Origin of the sequence: Flavobacterium anhuiense (assembly GCF_004151235.1) — a bacterium.
In the GTDB taxonomy this organism is placed as follows: domain Bacteria; phylum Bacteroidota; class Bacteroidia; order Flavobacteriales; family Flavobacteriaceae; genus Flavobacterium; species Flavobacterium anhuiense_A.
Map to the genome: position 1 here is coordinate 206391 of NZ_JUIV01000005.1, position 25236 is coordinate 231626.

21 protein-coding genes are annotated in these 25236 nt (G+C 34.0%); 6 read left to right on the plus strand and 15 right to left on the minus strand.

Going from position 1 to position 25236, the window contains the following annotated elements; all coding sequences use genetic code 11:
* Positions 1 to 157 precede the first annotated feature (157 nt).
* Complete coding sequence (locus tag NU08_RS09440; protein ID WP_165352441.1) at positions 158 to 1804, minus strand: DUF6377 domain-containing protein; 1647 nt, start codon at positions 1802 to 1804, stop codon at positions 158 to 160.
* A gap of 115 nt (positions 1805 to 1919) precedes the next feature.
* Between NU08_RS09440 and NU08_RS09445 the strand changes: the two genes are divergently transcribed.
* Positions 1920 to 2264 carry a 5-carboxymethyl-2-hydroxymuconate Delta-isomerase gene (locus tag NU08_RS09445; protein ID WP_129746886.1) on the plus strand — a complete coding sequence of 115 codons (345 nt, stop codon included), beginning with the start codon at positions 1920 to 1922 and terminating at the stop codon, positions 2262 to 2264.
* Positions 2265 to 2385: 121 nt separating this feature from the next.
* Here NU08_RS09445 and NU08_RS09450 read toward each other — a convergent pair whose 3' ends face one another.
* Complete coding sequence (locus tag NU08_RS09450) at positions 2386 to 4644, minus strand: acyl-CoA dehydrogenase (RefSeq protein WP_129746887.1); 2259 nt, start codon at positions 4642 to 4644, stop codon at positions 2386 to 2388.
* A gap of 330 nt (positions 4645 to 4974) precedes the next feature.
* Positions 4975 to 5889, minus strand: a complete 915-nt coding sequence (locus NU08_RS09455) for an EamA family transporter (RefSeq protein WP_129746888.1) — start codon at positions 5887 to 5889, stop codon at positions 4975 to 4977.
* Between the two features lie 110 nt (positions 5890 to 5999).
* Here NU08_RS09455 and NU08_RS09460 point away from each other — a divergent pair, with 110 nt between their 5' ends.
* The gene (locus NU08_RS09460; RefSeq protein WP_129746889.1) at positions 6000 to 7421 is read left to right on the plus strand and encodes a PLP-dependent aminotransferase family protein; all 1422 of its coding nucleotides are present in this window, start codon (positions 6000 to 6002) and stop codon (positions 7419 to 7421) included.
* Positions 7422 to 7609: 188 nt separating this feature from the next.
* Here NU08_RS09460 and NU08_RS09465 read toward each other — a convergent pair whose 3' ends face one another.
* From NU08_RS09465 to aspA, 6 genes are all read right to left on the minus strand, one after another.
* Positions 7610 to 8557: a bestrophin family protein gene (locus NU08_RS09465; protein WP_129746890.1), complete on the minus strand. Its 948-nt coding sequence runs from the start codon at positions 8555 to 8557 to the stop codon at positions 7610 to 7612.
* 113 nt (positions 8558 to 8670) lie between these two features.
* Positions 8671 to 9393, minus strand: coding sequence for a hypothetical protein (locus tag NU08_RS09470; protein ID WP_129746891.1), 723 nt, complete (start codon positions 9391 to 9393; stop codon positions 8671 to 8673).
* A gap of 83 nt (positions 9394 to 9476) precedes the next feature.
* Positions 9477 to 10859 (minus strand): sensor histidine kinase, encoded by a 1383-nt coding sequence (locus tag NU08_RS09475; protein ID WP_129746892.1) that lies wholly within the window; start codon positions 10857 to 10859, stop codon positions 9477 to 9479.
* 1 nt (position 10860) lies between these two features.
* On the minus strand, positions 10861 to 11535 hold the full coding sequence (locus tag NU08_RS09480) for a response regulator transcription factor (RefSeq protein ID WP_129746893.1): 675 nt from the start codon (positions 11533 to 11535) through the stop codon (positions 10861 to 10863).
* A 165-nt stretch (positions 11536 to 11700) separates the two neighbouring features.
* Entirely contained in the window at positions 11701 to 12987 is a 1287-nt protein-coding gene (locus NU08_RS09485; RefSeq protein ID WP_129746894.1) for a BamA/TamA family outer membrane protein, read from the minus strand.
* A 158-nt stretch (positions 12988 to 13145) separates the two neighbouring features.
* Positions 13146 to 14555 carry an aspartate ammonia-lyase gene (aspA, locus tag NU08_RS09490; RefSeq protein WP_129746895.1) on the minus strand — a complete coding sequence of 470 codons (1410 nt, stop codon included), beginning with the start codon at positions 14553 to 14555 and terminating at the stop codon, positions 13146 to 13148.
* A 156-nt stretch (positions 14556 to 14711) separates the two neighbouring features.
* On the opposite strand from aspA, the gene NU08_RS09495 reads away from it, so the two are divergent.
* Both NU08_RS09495 and NU08_RS09500 read left to right on the plus strand, forming a co-directional pair.
* Positions 14712 to 15290 (plus strand): pentapeptide repeat-containing protein, encoded by a 579-nt coding sequence (locus NU08_RS09495; protein WP_129746896.1) that lies wholly within the window; start codon positions 14712 to 14714, stop codon positions 15288 to 15290.
* Positions 15291 to 15316: 26 nt separating this feature from the next.
* Positions 15317 to 15769 (plus strand): hypothetical protein, encoded by a 453-nt coding sequence (locus NU08_RS09500; RefSeq protein WP_129746897.1) that lies wholly within the window; start codon positions 15317 to 15319, stop codon positions 15767 to 15769.
* A 1-nt stretch (position 15770) separates the two neighbouring features.
* On the opposite strand, the gene NU08_RS09505 is transcribed toward NU08_RS09500, so the two are convergent.
* From NU08_RS09505 to glyA, 4 genes are all read right to left on the minus strand, one after another.
* Complete coding sequence (locus NU08_RS09505; RefSeq protein ID WP_129746898.1) at positions 15771 to 16268, minus strand: GNAT family N-acetyltransferase; 498 nt, start codon at positions 16266 to 16268, stop codon at positions 15771 to 15773.
* Positions 16269 to 16289: 21 nt separating this feature from the next.
* A complete protein-coding gene (locus NU08_RS09510; RefSeq protein WP_129746899.1) occupies positions 16290 to 17330 on the minus strand; it encodes a GMP reductase in 1041 nt (346 codons plus the stop codon).
* Positions 17331 to 17550: 220 nt separating this feature from the next.
* A complete protein-coding gene (locus tag NU08_RS09515) occupies positions 17551 to 18144 on the minus strand; it encodes a tRNA-(ms[2]io[6]A)-hydroxylase (protein WP_026729503.1) in 594 nt (197 codons plus the stop codon).
* A gap of 95 nt (positions 18145 to 18239) precedes the next feature.
* Positions 18240 to 19514, minus strand: a complete 1275-nt coding sequence (gene glyA, locus NU08_RS09520; protein ID WP_129746900.1) for a serine hydroxymethyltransferase — start codon at positions 19512 to 19514, stop codon at positions 18240 to 18242.
* Between the two features lie 109 nt (positions 19515 to 19623).
* Here glyA and fahA point away from each other — a divergent pair, with 109 nt between their 5' ends.
* A complete protein-coding gene (gene fahA, locus NU08_RS09525) occupies positions 19624 to 20907 on the plus strand; it encodes a fumarylacetoacetase (protein WP_129746901.1) in 1284 nt (427 codons plus the stop codon).
* Positions 20908 to 21014: 107 nt separating this feature from the next.
* On the opposite strand, the gene NU08_RS09530 is transcribed toward fahA, so the two are convergent.
* Together NU08_RS09530 and NU08_RS09535 are read right to left on the minus strand one after the other, a co-directional pair.
* Positions 21015 to 22196: an endonuclease/exonuclease/phosphatase family protein gene (locus NU08_RS09530; protein WP_129746902.1), complete on the minus strand. Its 1182-nt coding sequence runs from the start codon at positions 22194 to 22196 to the stop codon at positions 21015 to 21017.
* A 213-nt stretch (positions 22197 to 22409) separates the two neighbouring features.
* Positions 22410 to 23450, minus strand: a complete 1041-nt coding sequence (locus NU08_RS09535; protein ID WP_111369672.1) for an agmatine/peptidylarginine deiminase — start codon at positions 23448 to 23450, stop codon at positions 22410 to 22412.
* 183 nt (positions 23451 to 23633) lie between these two features.
* On the opposite strand from NU08_RS09535, the gene NU08_RS09540 reads away from it, so the two are divergent.
* Positions 23634 to 25154, plus strand: a complete 1521-nt coding sequence (locus tag NU08_RS09540; protein WP_129746903.1) for a choice-of-anchor I family protein — start codon at positions 23634 to 23636, stop codon at positions 25152 to 25154.
* The last annotated feature ends 82 nt before the right edge of the window (positions 25155 to 25236 follow it).

A 25236-nucleotide genomic window follows, 5' to 3' on the forward strand; every position in this document is an offset into this window, starting at 1 on the left:
GAGAAAAAACTTTTATCATATTGTAAAACTAAAACGTTATCGTACAAGTTACATTTTTAGGCAAAAAAAAGTAGTGAATTAAAAAATCAAAATACTGAATAACAGGTATTTAAATTTTAAAAAGGACAAAAAAAAGTAGTAGATTTAAAATATTTTTTTATGCTTTCAAAGCCATTGAGCCTATTTTCATGACCATTTCTTCGAAATCATTTCGCGAAACTGCAGCCTTATTTCGAGCTCTTGTACGATAGTTGTAAATTGTGCTTAAAGAATAACGTAAAAATGCTGCTATTTTAACACTGTCCGTAATTCCAAGTCTGATTAAAGCAAAAATTCGAAGTTCTGTATTTAGCAATTCATTTTGTTTGAGGACAATCTGTTCTTCTGGAATCAATAGAGCATTAAAATCTTTGACAAATGTTGGATATAAGTTTAAAAAGATAATATCGAAGTTTTTGTACAATTCTTCCAGCTCATTATCAACCAAAGTAGTTGATTTTAAAATTTTATAGATTTCATCAAACTGTTTTGCAGTTGCTTTCTTGTTTAGAATAATGCGGTAATTTTCTAGCTTATTGATGTAAGTTGAGCAAAGATTGAAGAAATGTGCAATATATTCTTCTTTAACCAAATTAGATTCAGACAATTGCAAGTTACTTTCCTGCAGCTGGCTGTTGGTTTCGGTGATATCTTTATTCAATTCCGCTAGTTTCTGACTGGTTTCGTAGAGTTCTGTTTTAATTCTCGAAACCTTTTTCATCTGTATATACACATAAATAACCGCAACGATCAAAAACAAAGAAAGCAGACTAATGCAAAGCAGATAAATCTGTAATTCGCTTTTTCGCTGTGCTTCACGCTCTAAATATACTGTGTTGATAATCGAATATACTTCTGACATCAGCAAAGTTCTAAACTGAACATTGCAATATAGCGCATCTTCAATAGCCGATTGGGTGAGTTTATATGCCATATCAACATCGCCAATTTCGTAAAAAACCAAAGCGAGTTCCTGCAATGAAGCATTGTCTTTATTGGCATTTTTAATATCCGAAGTCGCAGAAAGCGCGTAGTATCTTTTTCTGGCTTCTAAATCATGTGTAGCTTCTCCTATTTTTCCTAGCAGATAGGTAATCATAGCATATTGCGGATTTTCCTCTTTCGTTTTATTCAATAAAACCAATAACTGCTTTTTGGGATCATTGTATTTTTTATGAATAAAAATATCTTGCTGAATTCTATTTATTTGATATTCTAAGGTATTCGAGTTGAGAACACTTAATAATGAATCTCGATATTTGCCAATCTGTTTTCTATATTCGGGGCTATAACTATTAGCCGCATAATGCTCGAAAAATTCGCGATATGAAATGTAATAATTAGGAACCAATGAAAGTGCCAAGTTCTTTTTGTTGATACTTTTCAGAATGGCTTCAGATTCACGGTATTTTCCAGAAGAAGAATAAAGCGTCACCAATTGTAACTGAGCTAAATCGTAGAGCTCTTTATCCTGAAGTTCTTCTGCGATTTTGAGATTCTTTTTTACGTACTGAATAGCCGAATCAGAATTTAGTTTCTGGTATTCTAAATACAGTGTTTTATTATAATTGTATTCCTGCTCTTTAGTAAGATTATCTGATTTAATTTTCTTGAAATTCAGAATTCGTTCTTCTTTAATCTTTACGTAATGCTGTTTATTTTTGATTGCTTCGTTTAATTCTTTTAAAATAGCATCTGTGCTCTCTGATGCAAAAAGAGGAAAGCTGATAAGAACTATAAAAAGGGACAGAAATAGATTTTTCAAACTAACAAAAAAATTAATAAGATGTACAAATATAATAAAGTGCAAATTCAATAATATTACAAGTATCCTTTTTTATAATTTTGTTACAGCAAACCTTATCTAAAACTTAAAAATTATGCCACACTTTATAATTGACTGCTCAGAAAATGTATTACGCAGAAGACCTGCAGATGAGATAATGCAAGAGGTTTTTGATGCTGCTTTATCGACGAATCTCTTTATCGCTTCTGAAATCAAAGTACGCATTAATCCCTTTACTTATTATAACAACGGAAATACCTTAGATGATTTTATTCATGTTTTCAGTTACATCATGGAAGGAAGAAATGACGACCAAAAAGGTAATTTATCTAAAGTTATTGTTTCAAAATTAAATACGCTATTTCCTGAAGTTCCCGTAATCTCTATTAATGTAATGGAATTCGAAAAGTCCAATTATTTCAATAAAACGATGGTATAAACATATTTAAAACATAAATATACTTATATCATTAAATAATGTTTCATAAAAAAACTTTGTCAAAGTCTAAAACTTTGACAAAGTTGTTTCAATTCTTATATCACTTATATGGTAAAAAAAATTAGACCGCAATTGGCGCCGCTAAACAGCTTTCAGGAATATTAAAAGCATTTACTAAAGCCACAGCATCTGGGCGAATATCCCAGCAAAGCTGATTGACCATTTTACGGACTGCTTTAGTCTTAACCGCTTCCATATAACCGTCTTCCAAATACCAAGCTTTATTTTTTTCGATTGTTGAAAGTGCGTACAACTGATTCAGTTTAGTTAAAATTGCTTTTGATGATTCATCTTCGACCGCTTTTATTGCAATCTGAAATTGTTCTAAAACTATTCTCTCTAAATACGCCTGCGCTACATCAATCATTTGATGCTGAACGACATTAAATGCATCGTAAGGTTCTAATCCTCCATCAATTAATTTCTTGATGCGTCGCGCTGCCGAAGCCAAAATTGTTTTTTCTCTGTGAACAAATGCCTGAAGATGAAATTCTCCATCTAATAAATGCTCATCGTCTGTTCTACGAGTTGCGATTGGATTTTTCTCTGCTATAGCCGTTTTTGCATTTTCGTACACATAATTAATGATTCCAAGCGAACCCATTTCTCCAAACGCCTTTCTGAATTCTGCCAAACGGTTTTTCGCAACCAACTGCATCAAAACTGTATTATCGCCTTCAAAAGTGGTATAGATTTCCGTATCATTTTTAAGTGCATCGATTCGATTTTCAGACAAATAACCTTTTCCTCCACAAGCTTCTCTGCATTCCTGCAAAATATCTCTGGTGCTCCAAGTAGAATATGATTTCATTCCTGCAGCTAGTGCTTCAATTTCTTGCATTTCGGCTTCGGTTCTATTTAAAAATCTGTTGGTTAAATACTGGAGCGCAAAATGAACCGCATAAGTTTTCGCTAAATGTGGTAATAATCTGCGCTGATGCATTCTATAATTCAAAATAGGCACTTCAGAACCGCCTTCTGGTCCAAATTGTCTTCTTTGATCGCTGTAGCGAATGGCAATTGTCAATCCAGATTTTGCTGCCGCTAAAGCCGAACGCGGAATCCCTATTCTTCCACCAACCAAAGTTCCCAACATGGTAAAAAATCTACGGTTATCACTTGGAATCGGACTTTCGAATTCTCCTTTATCATTCACAGAAGCAAAACGATCTAACATATTTTCTTTCGGAATTATAACATTATCGAAACTAATCGTTCCGTTGTCTACACCGTTTAATCCCATTTTATGGCCGCAATCGCCGATTGTTACACCGTTTACAACATTACCATTTGGATCGCGTAACGGAACCACAAAGGCATTTACACCATAATCATGATCGTCAATAATTAATTTGGCAAAAACAGTCGCCATTTGTCCGTGAACAGCAGCATTTCCAATATATTCTTTTTGGGCGTTTTTGTTTGGCGTATGAATAGTGAAAGTCTGATTGCTATGATTGTATGTTGCTGTGGTTTCCAGACCTTTTACGTTCGATCCGTGATGTGTTTCGGTCATAGCAAAACAGCCAGGAAGTTTCAACGAACCAATGTCTTTTAGATATTTAGCATAATGTTTTTCGGTTCCTAGAGATTGAACGCTCATTCCCCAAAGCCCAAATTGGACACCAAATTTAATTACCAGACTTAAATCGTGATAGCTCAGCGTTTCCATAATGGCAAAATAATCTTCGATATTTCCTCCTCCACCGTATTCTTTTGGATAAGCCATGCTTCCTAAATTTTCATCAGCTAGAATCTTGCACCATTTATAGACAGTCTGTCTGAAAACATTGATATCGGTAGAAGTTTCATAAGCAAATTCGGGTCTCGAAATCACTGCTTTTACTCTTTTTATTATTGCTGCTTCCTTTCCATCTAAAATTTTTGTGATTTTCTGAATGTCAAAACTGACATTAGTTTGAGAATTGGCTGTAAAAGAACCTGCTTTTGTCTTGAAATTTTGCAATGCTTCTTCGCCCAAAATTCCTAAATCATTCTCTAGTTTTTTGAAATCAGATTCGATTGGCGTTAAATCTAAATCGGTTCCTGAAAGTGCTTTTGCAATATCAAAAATCGATTTGATTGAAGAAGTATCTTGAATACTTTTTTCGATATCCAATTTCCATTGTGTGAGTTCATTTCGCGAAGGCGGATTTGAAATATCGGCTTTAGAAAGCAAATATTCTTTTTCTTCTTGAGATAATACATTAAGGGAATTTATAAATTCTTTTAAAGTTGTAAATTCTTTTTGTGTCAGTAAATCATCTGACCACACTAAATAAAATAATGGAGTAAAGGCTTGAAGTTTGGCAGCTTTCATAATATTAAGATTCGGTTTGTAATAGTTTTTTTTTTCCACAGATTACACAGATTAGAAAGGATTTTTTGTTTGCCACGAATTACACGAATTTGCACAAATTTTATTCTCAATTCTATAACAAATTAATTCGTGGTAATTCTTGTAATTCGTGGCAAAAATTTTTAGTCCAAAGATTATAATCTTTTTAATCCTTTAAATCAGTGGCTAAATAATTTTTCTGTTTAGAACATAAAAAAACAGGAATGAAATATACTCATTCCTGTTTAAACATCCTGTTAAGATTCTGACAATTTTCGATTTTAAACCAATAAAAAATATGAAAACTAAGAATTAAGAACCCTTGGATATTGAGGTCATTTTTTGCTTTATGGCAAAAATATGATGCGAATTAAAAACTAACACTGCGGTAAAAATGATACCGTATGCTGTAATCTGCAAAGGCGTAATATTTTCTTTGAAGAAAAAGGCCGCCAAACCAAATGCAATCATCGGATTAATGTTTAACAACATTCCAACTGTCGAAGAGTTGATTCCTGAGAGTGCATACAAATTGAGAAATAACGGAATTATAGTAAATACAATTGCAATGGTTTCAATGCAGAGATAAAACTTAAATTCCGTTGGAACCGGTCCCCCAAAAACCGGATAAAACGGTAATAATACTAATGCTGCCAAGGTAATGTGAAAAGTCAGTACAATAAAGTTATCAAAACCTTTATTGGCGCGCTGGCTTACTAAATAAGAGGCATACGTTAGTCCTATAATGATACTGAAAACCATATCCATAATAGCGGCATATGACAATAACACACAGCCTGAAATGCTTAATCCTACAGAAATCCACTGTGTTTTAGAAAGTTTTTCTTGTAATATAAAATAAGCTAGTATGGTTGTCAGAATAGGACAAACTAAATATGCCAGAGAAGTTGCTTTTACGCTGACATGATTCATTACATAAATATACGTAAACCAATTTCCCATCAAAAATGCGCTCCCGCCAATATTAAGCAGAATTGATTTTCTTTTTTCTGATTTTGGCAACGCTTTAAAGATCTCGATGGTTTCTTTTATTTGTTTTCTTTTGAATAAAAGAGCAATCAAAAGCATCAAAATACTACAGCTGAAAACTCGGAAAAATAAAATATCTAATGACGGATATTCATGAATTGGTCTTAAAACCAAACTGAAAAGTCCCCATGTTGTAAAGGCAGAAATAGCTGCTATATAATATTTTGTTGTTTTCACTAAAGCTGTTTTTGAAATGTTTTCTTTTGATGAAGCAAATTTCTTAAAAATAAAACAGCAATACAGATACAGTTTTTGTAAATTGCAGCATAACAGTTTTTATTTTGATAATGAAAAATTCCAATTACTTATATCTTCAATTTGCTGACCTCATCGAAAAACAAATCAAATCTGGGCTTTTAAATGTAGGCGACAAACTGCCTTCTATAAGAGAAGTATGTGCAGAAACAGGCTACAGCATGAGTACTGTCAGCAAAGCATATTATGAAGTGGAGAGCCGATCTTTGATTGAATCCAGACCGCAATCAGGTTATTATGTAAGTAATATTTCGGCCAGAACAATTCCAGAACCATCTGCAAGTAAACCGCTTTTAACTCTTGAAAATATTGAACGTGAGGATTTAGTGGATTTGGTTTACGGTGATATGCGCAAAAAAGATATTACGATGCTTTCGCTTGGTTTCCCTTCTAATGAATTACTTCCAATAGCAAAACTAAATAAAGGAATGGTTCAAGCTATGCGTCAACTGCCCAACAGCGGAACGAGTTATGAAGAAATTGAAGGAAACAGTAATCTAAGAAAAGAAATTGCACGCTGGTCTTTTACTTGGGGCGGTTCTCTTACTGAAGATGATATTATAACGACTCCAGGATGTATTTCGGCAATTTCAAATTGTTTGCTGGCACTGACTAAACCAGGAGATACTATTATTACTGAAAGTCCTATTTATTTTGGTATTCTTCAGCTTGCAAGATCACTAGGTTTGTATGTAATGGAACTTCCTACCAATATGACAACTGGAATTGAACTCGAAGCGGTTAAAAAGACTCTTGCTTCTAATAAAGTAAAAGCTTGTGTTTTAATGACTAATTTCAGCAATCCGTCGGGAAGTATGCTTCCAAACGAACATAAAAAGGAAATCGTCCGTTTAATGGAATTTTATAATGTTCCTCTAATTGAAGACGATATTCATGGTGATTTATATTTCGGTTCAAGCCGTCCTACGAATTGCAAAACTTATGATGAAAGCGGGATTGTTTTGTGCTGCAGTTCTGTTTCGAAAAGTCTGGCACCAGGCTATCGTGTGGGCTGGGTTTCTCCGGGGAAGTTTAAAAAAGAAGTTCTGAGAACCAAATTGTACCATACGATCTCCAATTCAACAATTACACACGAAGTGGTTGGCGATTTTCTAAAAAATGGCCGCTACGAAAATCATCTTAGAAAAATTCGTCAGATTCTGAATCGAAACTGCACTAACTACATTAATACTGTTTTAGAGTCTTTTCCTGCAGGAACCAAAGTAAGTCAACCACAAGGCGGATTCTTCTTATGGCTCGAATTGGATAAAAAAATCGACACAGCCGCTTTTTATCATTTAGCGCTGAAACATAATATTAGCATTGCTCCAGGAAGGATCTTTTCATTTCAAGATCAGTTTTCAAATTGCATGCGATTGAGTTTTGGATTGCCTTGGTCTAATGAAGTGAGAACTGCTATTCAGACGTTGGGAAGATTAGCGAAACAGCTTTAGACTCCAAAAACAAACACAATATTGTCATTTCGACGAAGGAGAAATCTCCGTGAGAAGCTCGGCAAAGATTGAAAAATTGTAACGGAGTTACTTGTGGAGATTCTTCGTTCCTCGCAAAGACAAAAAAACCGGACAGCGCAACTACACACTGTCCAGCCAACAATTAAAAGAAGACCAAAATTAAATAGTTATAAGACAAAATAAGCGTCTTTTTCGACTTTCTTAGGTTCGTCATTTAAATCAAATTCTTTCAGGATATCAAATTCGCTTTGATATTCGTTTAGCATTTGTTTGATATTTTTTTCAATTGTATTTGCAATTGCAGTAACTGGCGTATCTGTTGGTCTGTTTTCGAACGGATCTTGCAAATGAATCGCCATTCTTTCGATCAAAAAGAAAGCGGCACCGATTGCAGTAATCAGCGGAATGGCAAACCAGCTTAATACGCTTGTTAATCCGAAAGGCAATACAAAAATGAATAAACATAAAGTCAATCTAATGTACATACTGTATGTTGTTGGAAAAATCGTGTTTTTAATTCGTTCACATTTTCCCATTTCATCACATAATCTCGACAAAGTATTATCGATTTCAACCTGCTGATACATGTTGATTCTCTTTTCATTTTTCGCATTTCTCAAATCTCTCGCGTGCAACATTAAAATCGCATTCGGAACGTTTTGATGATTCTTGATATATTTAATTTCTTCTTCGCTAATTAAACCTTCAAGCGGTTTTATGGCATCTCTTTTTCTAAGTGATTCCCCTAAACTGTAACACCACGCAATTTGTCTTTTAGCAAAATTTTCTTTGAATTCACTAGCTTCAACAGAAAAATCAGGATCCTCGTAAAACGTCAATACCTGACGAATTAAGGTTCTGGAATCGTTAACTACGGCTCCCCAAACAATTCTCGCTTCCCACCATCTATCATAAGCCTGATTTGATTTAAAGGCCAATAATAGAGAAATAATCGTTCCGATCATGGTCGGAATGGCAATCGGGATATCTACAGGAAGATTGATAAAATAGTGATGGAAAATTTCAAACAGTATCGTATAAGCCAATACTAGTGCAATTTCTACTTTAATTTTCCCGAGAACGTACTTCATTGGTATTCTTTTCTTTAATAACATATTTCCGGATTTAAATTAATTTTTTTTAAGAGGCTAAGATGTTAAGGTCCTGAGATGCTAAGAATTAAAAAGCTTAGAGACTTAGTGTCTTAGAAACTTAGAATCTCAAACTCTTAAACCATCTCTTCATACAATGAAAGAACTGGAAGTCCTAGTTTTTCATTGACATTTTCTTTTTTAGCTTTTTTAAACTTGATTTTTTCGCCTTTTCGGGTTTCTACTAGCATATCGATGTTGTGTTTTGAAATGGCTTCTGATAAAAACGGCGCAACATTTTCGTAGTTATCTTCAAAACTAGCTGTCTGACTTACAATTTCGAAAGAGAAATTAGCGCTCAAAAATTCCTGCACATCTTTTACATGGATATTTTTGCTAGAATTTTCGACATAGAGTGCTTTATGGAAAACTTCTTTATTGATTTCTGTGCTTAAATGAAGAATTGGACATTTTTGATTTCCTGCCAATTGCACCAAATATTGATGAATTCTTTTGGTTTCTTGTTTATAAGAATGTGTGAGAATGACCAATTTTACCGAAAAAACGTCTATTAATCTCTTAAAAATCGGTGCAGAAAGTCCGTATTGATTATGAACTTTTAATTTGACATTTGCAGTATGATCAATAATATATCTGCAAGTTTCCAGAACTTCTTCTTGGCTCCTAGTAAGTCCGGATTTCATTTCTCTTAAAAAGCCCGATGACGAAAATGTATCAGGAGCTTCTGAAACTAATACTAAAATAATTTCCGAATCAGTGTTCTTAGACTGATTTACCGCAGATTTAACAGCCGAAATGGTGTCATCTTTTAAAGTTGTAGGTATAAGAAAATTTTTCATAAGTATATTCTTTTAGTTTATACTTACAAAATAACTCTCAGTAAATTAGACTGTTATTAATCTAAAATTAGAATTTTCTAAAATTAAACATTAGATTTTTTAATATTGGATTTTTTGAACATAATCGTAACAATTGTTCCCTTGTTTTGTTCAGATTGCACTTGAAGTTCTCCATCGTGCATTCTAATAATTTTAGACGCTAACGGAAGACCTAAACCATAGCCAATATATTTCGCAGCGATTTTACCTCTAAAGAAAGGTTCGTACAAATGCGGAATATCTTCTGGAGGAATTCCTATTCCGATATCATTGATCGTGATTTTGATCATTTCTTTATTTGCCGTAAGATTCACAAACACTTCATTATTATCAGAATACTTTACGCCATTGGTAATAATATTGTTGATTGCCAATTCTAAAAGCGGTTTATTGCACGGCAAAAGCAGTAAATTAGAATCTTCTGGAGCAAAATTAAGTTTAATGCTTACACGGTTGTCAGGATAAATCTTATCGAGATCAGATTTTACATCCAATAATAGTTCGTCCATGCGAGCAATATCCGATACTTGTTTTTGTCCGTCATATCCTGTTTGCGTAAGCTTAAGAAGACTTTCTGTTAGATTCCCTAATCGTGAAGCTTGACTATAAATATTTTGCAAAGATTCTACATATTCATGTTTTTCTCTTTCTTTTAGCAGCATAATTTCAGCTTCAGCAATAATGGTTGTTATTGGCGTTTTTAATTCGTGAGAAGCATTATTAATAAAATTAGCCTGAATTTCGAAAGATGTCTCCAATCGATCCAGCATATTATTAAAAGTATTTGTCAAGTCTGATATTTCATCAGAGTTCTTAACTTCGGGAAGACGATTATGAAGATTAGAAGCGCTAATTCTTTTTACTTCTTTTGTAATTCTGGCTACGGGATTAATGACGCGTTTTGCTAAAAATCGACCTAAAAGAAAGGCAAGAATCACGAATCCAATTCCGCCAAACAGCATGATTTTAACAATATAAACCGTTGTATCTTTTCCTTTGCGATCTCTCGCTCCAACAATCACAATATATTTTTGATCGCTCTCTTGAAAAATCTGCCCTAAATAATATTTGTTATCCCTTTCATAAGAATCTTTTCCTGTTCTAAGAATATTGGTATAAAAAGAGTTTGGAAGATTTAGATTGGTATTATAATCAAAACTATTATGGCTATTGATTTTTAATACATATTCCTCTTCTTCTATGAGTTCTTCAAGCCCGTTTTTTTTAAGATTTTTGTAATACTTAATTTTTTCTGGATCTTTTTGAAAATGGATAGAAGAAACAATTTTTGCTCTATCGTCTAGACGTTTTAAGAAATGGTAACGGTTGTTTTCTCTAAACAAGAAAAAAACAATGATACACAATAGTGACGTACTAAAGGTAGAAAGGGCAACGTAATTAAAAGTAATTTTTTTTCTTATATCCATATTATGGTTTTATAACATAACCCAAACCTTTCATGGTATGAATAAGTTTGGTCGAAAAAGGCTTATCGATCTTTCTTCTTAAATATGTAATATAAACGTCAACAACATTGGTGTTCATATCAAAATTAATATCCCAAACATTATCCAAAATCTGATCTCTGGAAACAATTCTGCCTGTATTTTTAGCGAGATAATATAAAAGTTTGAATTCTTTAGCAGTCAAAATAATGTTTTCTCCATCTCTTTTAACTGTTTTCGCACGTCCATTTATTTCTAAATCACCAATTGTAATAGTGTCGATTTTTTCTGTTTCCTGTTGCGATCTTCTATACAAAGCATTCACTCTAGCATCCAATTCGCCAAATTTAAAAGGTTTAACCAAATAATCATCTGCACCTGCATTCAGTCCCGTTACAATATTTTCTGAGGTTCCTAAAGCGGTTAAAAGCAAAATTGGCACAAAGTTTTTGGCTGCGCGAAGTCTTCTGCAGATTTCAATTCCGTTAAGATCAGGAAGCATAACGTCTAGAATCACCACATCGAAGATATAATTATGAATCATTTCCATGGCAGTTTTACCATCCATAGCAACGCTTACTTCATTATTATTCTCTGCAAAACCTTTTCGTAATATCGATAATAGATTTGGCTCATCTTCGACTATCAGTAATTTCATATTAAGAAGTTTGTATATACAACAAAAATAAGAATACAATTTAAAATAATTTTAAACAACTTTACAAATTATGATTTAATTATGAAGAATAAAAAAAGCAAGCCATATCGCCTGCTTTTTGATATTATTTCTGAATTAAAGTTTTTGATTCTTAATTTTTTGAAATTAAAAAGTTTCTCCAGCATTCAAATAAAATCCTTTAGAATTGTTGCCCCACGAGTAATCAAAAATAAGATTGGTTTTGGACGCTTTATCAATTAAAAGCCTTAAACCAATACCCGCGGCGGGCTGAATTGATTTGAATAATTTAAGATCGTTATCTGAATTACTTGTAGTTACAAAATTGGTAAAAACAGTGCCACTCAGCAATTGATTACAGGTAATTGGAAACCTAAATTCTGTCGATAAATACACTAAACCATTTCCTCTAAACAAACCCTGTGTATACCCTTCTCCACTTCTGCTGCGCTGATCCCAGCCAATTGCAGGAAGATTTAAGTACGGAACTTTCCCTCGGGTCACAAATTGTCCGTAAGTCCAAATGGCCAAAATATAACGCGGATTTTTATGCGAAACAGGAATAAAATGACGGTATTCTGCAAACAAAACATTACTGTAATCCTGATTATCAAAGATTACTGGATTAAATCTGTAATTGATATTGGCAAACCAGCCTTTTGATGCATTTACTTGATTGTCTCGCGAATCATGAACCAGATTTAAACTTACTCCGTTTAAAAAATACTCTGTATTATCAAAACCATATTTTTGGCTGTAATTATAATGATAGGTATATTTTCCATTTGCAATATCTAATTCTTTGTCATCTATACTCGAATACCAGTCAATATTGATGCCTCCACCTACATAATAATTCTCTTTAACCTCAAAAGAAACCGTCTGATGAAATTTAAAGTAATTGTAATCCATATCCTGAGCTAATGAATCTACACTAAAACCGGGCGGACGGTCTCGTCTTGGCGGAATTATATCGGTTCCTAAACCATAATTGGGTTGAGAAAACAGATACAATCGGTAGTCTCCGCTTAAAAAGATTTTATTATTCTTGAGCAGAATATTGTTTTTTACATTGACCAGCCATTGATCTTTTAAGGTGTAAGTAATTCCGATGTTAGCAATAGAATATTTGTCTTTTTCTTCTTTCCCTTTAAATGTGTACTGAGCGACCGCACCAAAAAAGAAACCCGTTGCGGGTTGCGAACCTATTGCAGGAATTACCAAGAAAAAATTGTTTTTTGTAGGCTTAACGACTAGTGCGTCGTCATCTTTTTTAAAGATATCAAATATCGTTTTAGGTGGACAGATTTTTGGGTTTTGAATTTCAGGATTTTGAATTTCTTCTTGAGCGAACAAATTGAAGGAAATAAAAAATAGCAATCCTAGGATTTTACACTTGTACTGAACGGCTTTATTTTCAAAAAAAAACACCATTGTAAAGTTTTGTTTTAGAAATAAGACTACTATCTCATTGTAAATATAAGTCTTATTTTCAACATGTTAAACACTAAAACCAAATAATTTTAAAAATATTTTAACAAAAAAAGCCGTCAAAAAAATATTTGACGGCTTTTTCATATCGCTATTTAATATTATTTAGTTATAAACTTTGGATGAATTAGATTTTCTAAAGAATAAATTTCATCCCATTTTTCTTGTGTAATCAATTTTCGCTCTAAAACCGCAATTTGATGAACACTTTTACCTGTTTTTAAAGCTTCTCCAGCAATACTTGCACTTTCTTCGTAACCTAAAATTGGATTCAATTGCGTTACAATTCCAATACTGTTCATCACCATATTGTAACAGTGATCAACATTTGCTGTGATTCCGTTAATACATTTATCAATTAAAGTCTGAATCGCATTTGAAAGATAATCCAACGAAGTAAACATCGCAAAAGCAATTACAGGCTCCATTACGTTTAATTGCAATTGTCCTGCTTCTGCCGCCATTGTAACCGTTAAATCTTGGCCAATTACATAAAAACAAGTCTGATTTACCACTTCTGGAATTACAGGATTTACTTTTCCTGGCATAATAGACGAACCTGGCTGGCGCGCTGGAAGATTGATTTCGTTAAAACCTGTTCTTGGTCCTGAACTCAATAAACGTAAATCGTTGCAAATTTTAGAAATCTTAACCGCAGAACGTTTTAAAGTTCCCATAATCTGAACGTAAGCTCCTGTATCTACAGTAGCTTCAATTAAATCTGGAGAAAGTGTCAACGGAATTCCAACCTCATCTGCCAAATATTTCACGCAGATTTCAGGATAACCTTCTGGCGCATTTACTTTTGTTCCAATTGCGGTTGCGCCCATATTAATTTCCAAAAGCAATTCTTGAGCATTCTTCAAACGCTGAATATCTTCTCCAATTGTTGTAGCATAAGCTTTAAATTCTTGTCCTAAAGTCATCGGAACAGCATCTTGCAATTGAGTTCTTCCCATTTTCAGGACATCTTTAAACTCCTCGCCTTTTTTAGCGAAAGCAGTTTCTAAACCTGCAAAAGTTTTAATAAAGCTTTCCATTTTAAGATACAAAGCAATTCTAAAAGCCGATGGATACGCATCATTTGTAGATTGAGAACAGTTTACATGATTGTTTGGATGCAGAAAATTATACTCTCCTTTTTTATGGCCAAGATATTCCAAACCAATATTGGCAATTACTTCATTGGCATTCATATTCACAGAAGTTCCTGCACCGCCTTGAATTAAATCGCTAACGAATTCCTGATCAAATTTACCTGCAATAACTTGATCACTTCCGTAGCAGATCGCTTCAGCAATCTTAGAGTCTAATGCTCCGCAATCTTTATTAGCCAAAGCTGCAGCCTTTTTTACATATCCTAAAGCTTTTATGAATAAAGGTTCTTTTGAAATTGGAATTCCTGTAATATTAAAGTTTTCTACCGCTCTAAAAGTCTGGATTCCGTAGTATAAATGATTCGGAATTTCTAATTCTCCTAAAAAATCGTGTTCCTTTCTTGTTGGTTCCATATAATAAAATTGATATGTTTTGACTTAAAAATAAGTGTAAAGCTACAGTATTTTATGCATTAAAAATGTGAATAGAATCAAAATCATTTATGATTTGTTCAGATTATTTTATGCTAAATCACTACCTTTTCACTCTCAAATAATTACCAAAAGGAGTTGAAAAAAGAAAGCGAATATTTTCTTGATAAAGAGTACAATACAATTGTTTACGACAAAGATGATTTGAATTTTAAGGACTTTGAATCTTGCGTTTTTAACAATTGTAATTTCTCTGCCTGCACTTTTCTTGCCGTTACTTTTATCGACTGCGTTTTTAATGATTGTATTTTCAGCGAAGCCAAAATCAATTATGTCGCTTTGAGAACGGTCACTTTTAACCGATGTGAAATTAAAGAAGTGAATTTTGCCATGTGCGACAAACTCATTTTTGAAGTTCGTTTTAATGATTGCATTCTCGATTTTTCTAAGTTTTATACCTTAAAACTAAAAGGAACTCCATTTATCAATTGCAGTTTAATTGCTGTAGATTTTATGGCCGCAGATTTAACGAGCGTAATTTTTGACAATTGTGATTTATATCGTTCAGAATTCAGCAAAGCCATCGCCAATAAAGCCGATTTTAAAACGAGTTTTAATTATACTATTGATCCATCAAAAACTAAATTGAAGAAAGCAGTTTTTTCTTTGAATGAAGTGAAAGGTTTGCTGTTTACTCATGATGTGATTGTGAGTTGAATTAATTTTTAATTTTAATAAAACAAATGAAAAAGCTTTCTATTCTTCTTTTTTTACTCTTTCATCTAATAACATACTCTCAAAAAACAACTTCGCATAAAAACATAGGAGTAATTTTTTCAAAAGATTATGATTCCTATCTTTTTGATAATTCAGAGCGCTTCACCCCTACTTCAAATGAAATCAAAGAATTAGAATTTTTGCTTAATAAAAACATAAAAGCTATCAACACTAATAAATTAACCCCTTTAATACACAAAAACTTAGATAAGTACAATAGACAATATATTGGCTTTTTTAACGAGAAAGGGGAAAGAATTATTTATATAAATTTTCTTTGGAGAGAAAATTACACTTCAGAAAAAAAATGGAAAACCGAATGGTATGATGTCGAAGATGGAGGCAGTTATTATTGGAATATAAAATATAATTTAGTCAATAAAACTTTCTTTGATTTTCGAGTAAACACCCTTGGTTAAATTAAATTTCCTTCTCCATCACATAATCCTCCATCAAATACCCATTCCCAATTTCTATATCAACGGTTTCTTTAATTTCGAAACCTAGTTTTTTATAGAAATTTAAAGCAGTATTAAAGCGATTTACGTTTAATAAAAGTTGATTGGAATTATTTTCTGAAGCCATTTTTGCGATTTCTTCAAATACTATTTTACCAAAACCTTTTCCTTGTGTTTCTGGCAAAAGATAGATTTTATGAATTTTGGTTATAGCTTCATTTTTATAATTGTGTTCAATTCCTATAAAGCCAATTGTAGAGTCAGAATCTAGAATGAGATAAAATAATTGTTCTTTATTCTCAATTTGCTTTGCTAAAGCCTCATCAGAATAAAACAAACCTAACATATAATCTAATTGCTCTTTGGATAATATCTCTCCATAAGTAATAGGCCAAGTGATGTTTGTAATTTTCTGAATTGTAGAGATATCACCTAACCCTGCTTCTGAAATGCTAATCATAATGTATTTTGAAATATATTTTTATTTTGTAAAAACTTGATTTTCTTGTTCGCTTACGCGGATGAAAGTCGTTCGTTTAGTCAATTCTTTTAATCGTGAGGCTCCAACGTAAGTGCAAGTACTTCTTATTCCGCCTAAAATATCTAAAACCGTATAAATTACTTCGCCTTTAAACGGAACTTGAACTGTTTTTCCTTCACTTGCCCTGTATTCTGCAACGCCTCCAGCATGTTTGTCCATTGCGGTTTTCGAACTCATTCCGTAAAACTGTTTGAATTTTTCGCCATTTACTTCGATTAGTTCTCCACCACTTTCGGTATGTCCTGCCAGCATTCCGCCTAACATTACAAAATCGGCACCAGCACCAAAAGCTTTGGCTACGTCTCCTGGAGTTGTACATCCTCCATCGCTTATAATATGTCCGCCTAAACCGTGAGCGGCATCAGCGCATTCTATAATTGCAGACAATTGCGGATAACCAACACCCGTTTTAACACGCGTTGTACATACAGAACCAGGACCAATTCCGACTTTTACAATATCAGCGCCGGCTAATAATAGTTCTTCGGTCATTTCTCCTGTAACGACGTTTCCTGCAATAATGATTTTATCAGGATACTGTTTTCTGGTTTTCTTTAAAAATTGAACAAAATGTTCCGAATAACCATTGGCAACATCAATACAGATAAATTTCAGTAAAGGATTTGCAGAGATTATTTTTTCGATTTTCTCAAAATCTTCTTTTCCTGTCCCAGTGCTTACCGCAATATAATCGTAGAAATCTGGAGTTGCATTTTTTAAGAAATTATTCCATTCTTCTAAAGTGTAGTGTTTATGAATGGCCGTAAAAAGTTTTTCTTTTGCTAAAACCTTCGCTATTTCAAAAGTTCCTACCGTATCCATATTGGCCGCCATAATCGGAATTCCTGCCCAACTAGCAGTGCTGTGCAAAAACTTAAAATTTTGTTCTAAGGAAACTTCAGATCTGCTTTTGAGCGTTGATCTTTTAGGTCTAAACATGACGTCTTTAAAGCCAAGCTTCAGGTCCATTTCTATTCTCATAGTTCGAGATTTTGGTTACTCTCAAATGTAAGAATTTCTGATTTTAGATTTCAGATATTAGATTAACAAAAAGTTGAACTTGTGAACAATTGTCCATTAGTTTGCTTTCGCGAAAGCACTGATTAAAGCTCTTTTAATTTGATGTACTTTGCGCGGGCTTCGACTTCGCTCAGCCTGACAAACTTGAAACTTTAAACCTGAAACAAAACAAACAAAAAACTTATCCGTGAATAGTTTCTCCTTTTCCGTAATTGGTAATGATAGATTCTTCAAAAGCCAACCATTCTCTCCAACGTTTTTCAACATCAATTCCAACTCCGTATTTGCGAGCATAAGTGATGAAAGTGGTGTAATGTCCTGCTTCGCTTTCCATTAATTCTCTATAAAAAACTGCTAATTCTTCATCTTGAATATTTTCTGAAAGCACTTTAAAACGTTCACAACTTCTAGCTTCGATCATAGCGGAAAAAAGAAGCCTTTCTACAAGACCAGAAACACGGCTTCCGTCACCGCTTCTTTTCATGTATTGGTAAAGTTCGTTTACGTAATCGTCTTTACGCTCGCGACCTAATTTTAGTCCTCTTTTAATGATGATATTATGAACTTGCTCGAAATGATCTACTTCTTCTTTTACTAAAGCCAATAAATCTTGAACCAAATCCTGATGCTCTGGATTGTTTGTAATAATTGTAATCGCGTTTGTTGCTGCTTTTTGTTCGCACCACGCGTGATCTGTTAAGATTTCTTCAATGTTTTTCTCAACAATATTTACCCATCTTGGGTCGGTTGGCAATTGTAATCTTAATACGCCCATTTCTTAATTATGAGTTATGAGTTATAAATGCAAAAATCGAAAGTCAAAAATAAGGCTTTTGACTTTCGATTTTAAAACTTTAAGACTTATCTTAATTAGTAAGCAAAAATTGGTCTTTCGCTCATCATATCGTTTACTTGTTCAGCAACTTCTTCAATAACAGCTTCATCTGTATGGTTAGACAAAACTTTATCGATAAGCTCAACAATAGTTTCCATATCTTTTTCAACTAAACCACGAGTTGTGATTGCAGCTGTTCCAACACGAATTCCAGAAGTGATAAATGGAGATTTATCGTCAAAAGGAACCATGTTTTTGTTTACTGTAATTTCAGCTTTTACTAATGCATTCTCAGCTTCTTTACCAGAAATATTTTTATTTCTTAAGTCAATAAGCATCATGTGGTTATCAGTTCCGCCAGAGATAATGTTGTAACCTCTTTTTACGAAAGCGTCAGCCATTGCATTTGCATTTTTTTGCAATTGCATTGCGTAAGTAAAGAACTCATCTTTAAGAGCTTCACCAAAAGCAACTGCTTTAGCTGCAATAATGTGCATTAAAGGCCCACCTTGATTTCCTGGGAAAACCGCTAAGTCTAATAATGAAGACATCATTCTGATTTCTCCTTTTGGAGTTGTTAATCCTTGTGGATTTGGGAAATCTTTACCCATTAAAATCAAACCTCCACGTGGTCCTCTTAATGTTTTGTGAGTTGTTGTAGAAACAATATGACAATGTGGAATTGGATCATTTAATAGTCCCTTTGCAATAAGACCAGCCGGGTGAGAAATATCAGCAAATAAGATCGCTCCTACGCTGTCAGCAATTTGTCTGAAACGAGCAAAATCCATATCACGAGAATAAGCAGAAGCTCCAGCGATGATTAATTTTGGCTGTTCTTTAGTTGCAATTTCTTGAATTTTATCATAATCTAAACGACCAGTTTCAGCATCTACACCGTAGAATACTGGACGATATAAACGTCCTGAGAAGTTTACAGGAGAACCATGAGTTAAGTGACCTCCGTGAGATAAATCGAAACCTAAAATAGTATCACCAGGATTTAAACAAGCGTGGTATACAGCTGTATTTGCTTGAGAACCTGAGTGAGGCTGTACGTTTGCATATTCAGCGCCAAACAATTCTTTAGCTCTGTCAATTGCAATCTGCTCAATAACGTCAACTACTTCGCAACCGCCGTAGTATCTTTTGCCAGGATAACCCTCAGCATATTTATTAGTTAAAACAGACCCTGCTGCTGCCATTACTTCATCACTTACAAAATTCTCAGAAGCGATAAGCTCTAGTCCGTGAATTTGTCTTTCTTTTTCCTCTTGGATAAGATCAAAAATTTGTTCGTCGCGTTGCATTTTTTTGTTTTTCGTTAATTTCACGCAAAAATACAAAAAAACGTTTGTCAAACAGCTAGATTATGATATATTTGACATGTAATTTTTCAACAAACAATTAACATTAAACATGCCAATAACCGCCAACGATACCAGTAGAAAATCATGGTTAGAAGTGCCTCAAAATAGCGACTTCCCTATTCAGAATATTCCTTTTGGTGTATTTCTTACCAAAGAAAATGTCGTTACAGTAGGAACGAGAATTGGCGATTATGCCATAGATTTAGGGGCTTTACAGCAATTAAACTATTTTGAAGGAATAGAATTAACCGATGATATGTTTATGCAGGATACGCTGAATGATTTTATTTCTGACGGAAAAAAAACATGGCGTTTGGTTCGAAATCGTATCGCAGATATTTTCGACGAAAACAATCCGCAACTAAGAGATTCAACAAAACATCGAGATATTGTTATATTTAAAATTGAAGATGTAGAGATGCAACTTCCTGTTTTAATTGGTGATTATACTGACTTTTACTCAAGTAGAGAACACGCTACAAACGTAGGTAAAATGTTCCGTGATCCTGAGAATGCGTTATTGCCAAACTGGCTTCATATTCCAGTTGGATATCACGGAAGAAGCTCTACAATTGTGCCTTCCGGAATTCCAGTTCACCGACCAATGGGACAAACTCTGCCTGCTGGTCATGACACTCCTGTTTTTGGTGCTTCACGCTTAGTAGATTTCGAATTGGAAACTGCTTTTATCACTACAGATGTGAATGTAATGGGCGAGAATATTTCAACTTATGAAGCTGAAGACTATATTTTCGGAATGGTTTTACTAAATGACTGGAGTGCTCGCGATATTCAGAAATGGGAATATGTGCCTCTTGGACCATTTTTAGCTAAAAACTTTGCCACATCCATTTCTCCTTGGATTGTAACTATGGATGCTTTGGAGCCTTTCAGAACAAAAGGTCCAAAACAAGATCCTTCGCCGCTTCCTTATTTACAAACAAAAGGCAAAAAAGCTTTTGACATCCATTTGGAAGTTTCTTTACAACCAGAAGATCAAGAAGAAACTGTTATTTCAAGATCGAACTTTAAATATATGTATTGGTCTATGGCTCAGCAATTGACACACCATACCTCAAACGGATGTCGTGTAAATTCTGGCGATATGATGGGTTCTGGGACTATCTCTGGTCCAACTCCTGATAGTTTTGGTTCTATGCTGGAATTAACTTGGGGAGGAAAAAATCCATTAAAATTGAAAGATGGAAGCGAACGTAAATTTATTGAAGATAATGACACTGTAATTATTCGCGGTTTCTGTGAAAATAACGAAGTAAGAATTGGTTTTGGAGAAGTTTCTAGCCAATTGTTACCTCCATTTACAAGACAATGAAGAGCAGATTTAACATCTGAAGATAAATAAAAATAAAAAACCTTGGCAATGCCAAGGTTTTTTTATGCTTTTACATTAAACTAAAATTGAAAGGAAAAAATTATTTATTATAAAACCACCTTTACCCAAACCAAACGATGATCTGAGCTGGATTCACGTTTTTCAACTAATTGCGACATTGGCTGTCCTTTTGCAGGCCAGAATACACCGCTATTGACCACCTTAAATCCAAGTTTGGACGGCAATACATAATCAGCTCGCATTCTCCAAAAGGCAGTATGATTAACTCCAAAAGGATTTTTAGGACTAAATTCTGCGCCACCTTTACTTGCAGGCGTAAAGTCGCTATTAATTTTCGGACTTTCTATTAAGAATTTTATGCCTTCTCTAATGGCGTCTCCCTCAACCGGCGAAGCGTTTTGATCGCCCAATATTACAAATCGAGAATTTGGAGACAAACCACCTTTTACTCCTTTATCATCATAAATATACGAAGCCGAGTTGTCTGAAATATAATCTCTCCAGAATCGGATTTCATCATGATTTCTTTTTCCGTTTCGATCTTCAGCACCATCAAAAGTAGGAGGAGTTGGATGACTGACTAAAACATGAACTATTTTATTGCCAATCTGTACAGGAACATCCCAATGCGATTTTGAAGATAACGGAAATTCCTTCCATGCTTTCTTACTGTACCAATCCGATCCATCTGTTTTTTTTGTAATCAATGCTCCTGGCATATCTTTCCATTTAAAATGCTGAAAAGTGCGAACTGCCTTAACATCAATAGGATATTTAGACAAAAACATCATTCCATATTGCCCGGGATACATACCAAACGCCCATGCATCATTTCCAAAATTATCCAACTTTCCGTCATTGTTCAAATCGTAAGGACTTGGCTGACCCGTATTCACTGTTGAATAATAGTAGTAAGGATAATCGATAGCTGTTGCTTCGCCTTGGCTCACATTCAAATAATTTTTTATAAACGCCTTTACACCAAGTTCAGGATCTTTAATATAATCAAATTCGTTTAACAGAATAACATCTGGCCTAACGGTCTGAATAATCTGGGCAATATTTCTGATTTGAGTATTATTTCCTGAACTAAGCTGCTTAATCAATATCTGCTCAGATTTTCCCATTGCGCCTTTGGGAGAATAATTATCAGATTCCATACTTACATTGTAGGTAGCAAATGTAAGCTCATTTTTTTCCTGCGACTCAGACTGTGAAAATAGAACTCCTGAAGAAAGCACGGAAAGAATAAAAAATATTTTCTTCATATAAAATTAAATCTGCATTTCTGCATTGTTGAACATACGAATATAAGAAGGATGTTGGGACACGCGGCAAATCTGTCTGTTAAATATACAACAAAAAAAGCTGCCACTTTTGGTGACAGCTTAAATATTATAAGAAAGTCTCTGAATATCTGATCATTTTATCACAGATTAAAAAAATCAAAACGATTACTTTATAATCTGCGGCTACTATTTTTATGCAGGAATCTGCTGACTTAAACAATGTAATGTTCCAAATCCCCAGATGAAATCAATACAGCTGATACCGATTACCTCTCTATCTGGGAAACATTCTGCTAAAATATTTAAAGCTACACGATCATTACTATCGTTGAATGTTGGCACTAAAACACAATTATTCAAAATCAAGAAATTAGCATAACTTGCTGGCAATCTTAAATCTTCAAAATCTACACGTTTTGGCATTGGAAGTGCCACAATCACAGGAGATTTTCCGTTTTCTAATTTTGCGTTTTGCAGACGTTTCAAATTATCCTGCAAAGGTTTGTAATTTGAATCGTTTTTATCTGTTTCTACAATTGTTACAATCGTATCTTCATTGACAAATCGACATAAATCGTCGATATGTCCGTGCGTATCATCTCCTTCTATTCCATCACCTAACCAAATTACATTGGTAACCCCAAGATATTCTTTAAAAACTGCTTCGTAATCTTCTTTGGTAAAGCCAGCGTTACGAACCTGAATTGTTGGATGCATTAAGCATTCTTCAGAAGTCAATAAAGTTCCTTTTCCGTTTACATCAATCGCCCCACCTTCAACAATTACGGGTTTTCCTTTGTACATTACCTGCGTTAGCGGCACATCAATAAAATCGGCCACTTTACCTGGAACAAATTTATCTAATTGATAATTTTTATATTTCGCCCAACCGTTAAAATTGAAATTTAATGCTTCTCTTTTCGAACCATTTTTCACAATAATTGGTCCTGAGTCACGCATCCAGCTTCTGTTGGTTTTATGAATGATATAAGAAACATTTTTAAGATTTACACGAGCTCTTTCAAGCATATCAGCAACTTTTTCTTTTAGTTTTTCGTCGGCTACAACCAAAAAAACAGTTTCAAAAGTGGCTACTTTTTTTATAAATTCTACAAAAGCCCATTGAACTGCTTCGTATTTTCCTGGCCAATCATTACCATTATGCGGAAAGCACAATACAATTCCTTGCTGTTTTTCCCATTCTGCTGGAAATCTTCTATTATTTGTTGACATAAATAGGTTCTAATTTAGAAAGTGCAAAGATAAGCATTCGTTAGGATTATAAAACATCTGATTAAAATTCCTCATGATTTCACAAAATTTATCCTGCAAAATTTAAGTTAAAGATTAAATAATACAGCCTTAATATTTAACAGAGACCTCAGAATTACTTTTGCCAAAACTAAAAACTAACACATGAAAAATTTATCAATCTCATTATTAGCAGCGCTATTCATATTAGCAAGCTGTAACAATGATGAAAACTCGAAAAGCGAACCTGAAGTTGTTGCAAACGAAAATCCCGGAACTTTTAAAGAAATTGGTTCTATTACCATTGGTGGAGAAGCTGCTGCTGAGATTTCTGCTTACTGCGAAAAAACAAAGCGCCTATTTACTGTAAACAACAGCGGTGTAAACCAGATTGATGTTATTGATATCACAGACCCTACAAAACCACTTAAAATCGGAAAAATTGATTTAGCGTCTTACGAAGGTGCTGCAAACAGCGTTTCTGTTTTTGACGGAAAGTTGGCTGTAGCTTTAGAATCTAGTGTAAACAAACAAGGAAACGGAAAAGTAGTTGTTTTTAATACTTCTGACTATAGCTTAATCAAACAAGTTACCGTTGGAGCATTGCCTGATATGATTACTTTTTCTCCAGACGGGAAATATATCATGACAGCAAATGAAGGTGAGCCAAATGCAGATTACTCGCAAGATCCAAACGGAACTGTTTCTATTATTGAAACAAGCTCTTATAATGTAACAACTTTAGATTTTGCTTCATTTGCTGGTCAAGCAGAAGCTTTAAAAAAAGACGGATTCAGAATTTCAAAATTTGCAAAAACTAGTTTTGCTCAAGATATCGAACCAGAATACATTACCATTTCTGACGATTCTAAAACTGCTTGGGTAACCTTACAGGAAAATAATGGCGTTGCAAAAGTTGATTTAACTTCTAAAACGATTACTGCTATTTATCCTTTAGGATTAAAAGACTACAACACAGCTGAAAACGCAATTGATGTAAGCGATAGCGATAGCAAAATTGCCTTTAATCCTTGGAAAGTAAAAGGGCTTTATATGCCAGATGCTATCAGTCATTTTACAGTAAACAATACTCCTTATTTTGTTACTGCAAACGAAGGGGATGCTAGAGAATATACTGCTTATACTGATGTAAAGCGTATGAAAAGCATGACACTAGATGCAACAGCTTTTCCAGATGCAGCTACTTTAAAATTAGACACCAATTTAGGAAGATTAAATCTTGTTACCGATATGGGAGATACTGACGGAGATGGAGATTTGGATCAAATGGTGAGTTTTGGAGGAAGATCTTTTTCAATCTGGAATGGAAACACAGGAAAAATCGTTTTTGACAGTAAAAATGATGTTGATAAAAAGACGAACGAGATTGGCACATATGACGATAAAAGAAGTGACGACAAAGGTTCTGAACCAGAAGCTGTCGTATCTGCAAAAATGGGAAGCCAAAACATTCTATTTGTTGGTTTAGAAAGATCTGATGCTTTTATGGTTTATGATGCTACAAATCCAACTTCACCTCAATATTTACAAACCGTAAAAACAGGTGATGCTCCAGAAGGTATTCTTTTTATTCCGGCTTCAAAAAGCCCTACAAAAAGAAGCTTGTTAGTGGTAAGCAGCGAGGGAGACGGATCTGTTAAAATTTATCAGCCAGATTTAAAATAATAACTCTTTTTAGGATAGCAAAAAGGGCAAAATGTGAATTTTGTCCTTTTTTTATGTCTTCTATTAAACTTATTTTAACGGA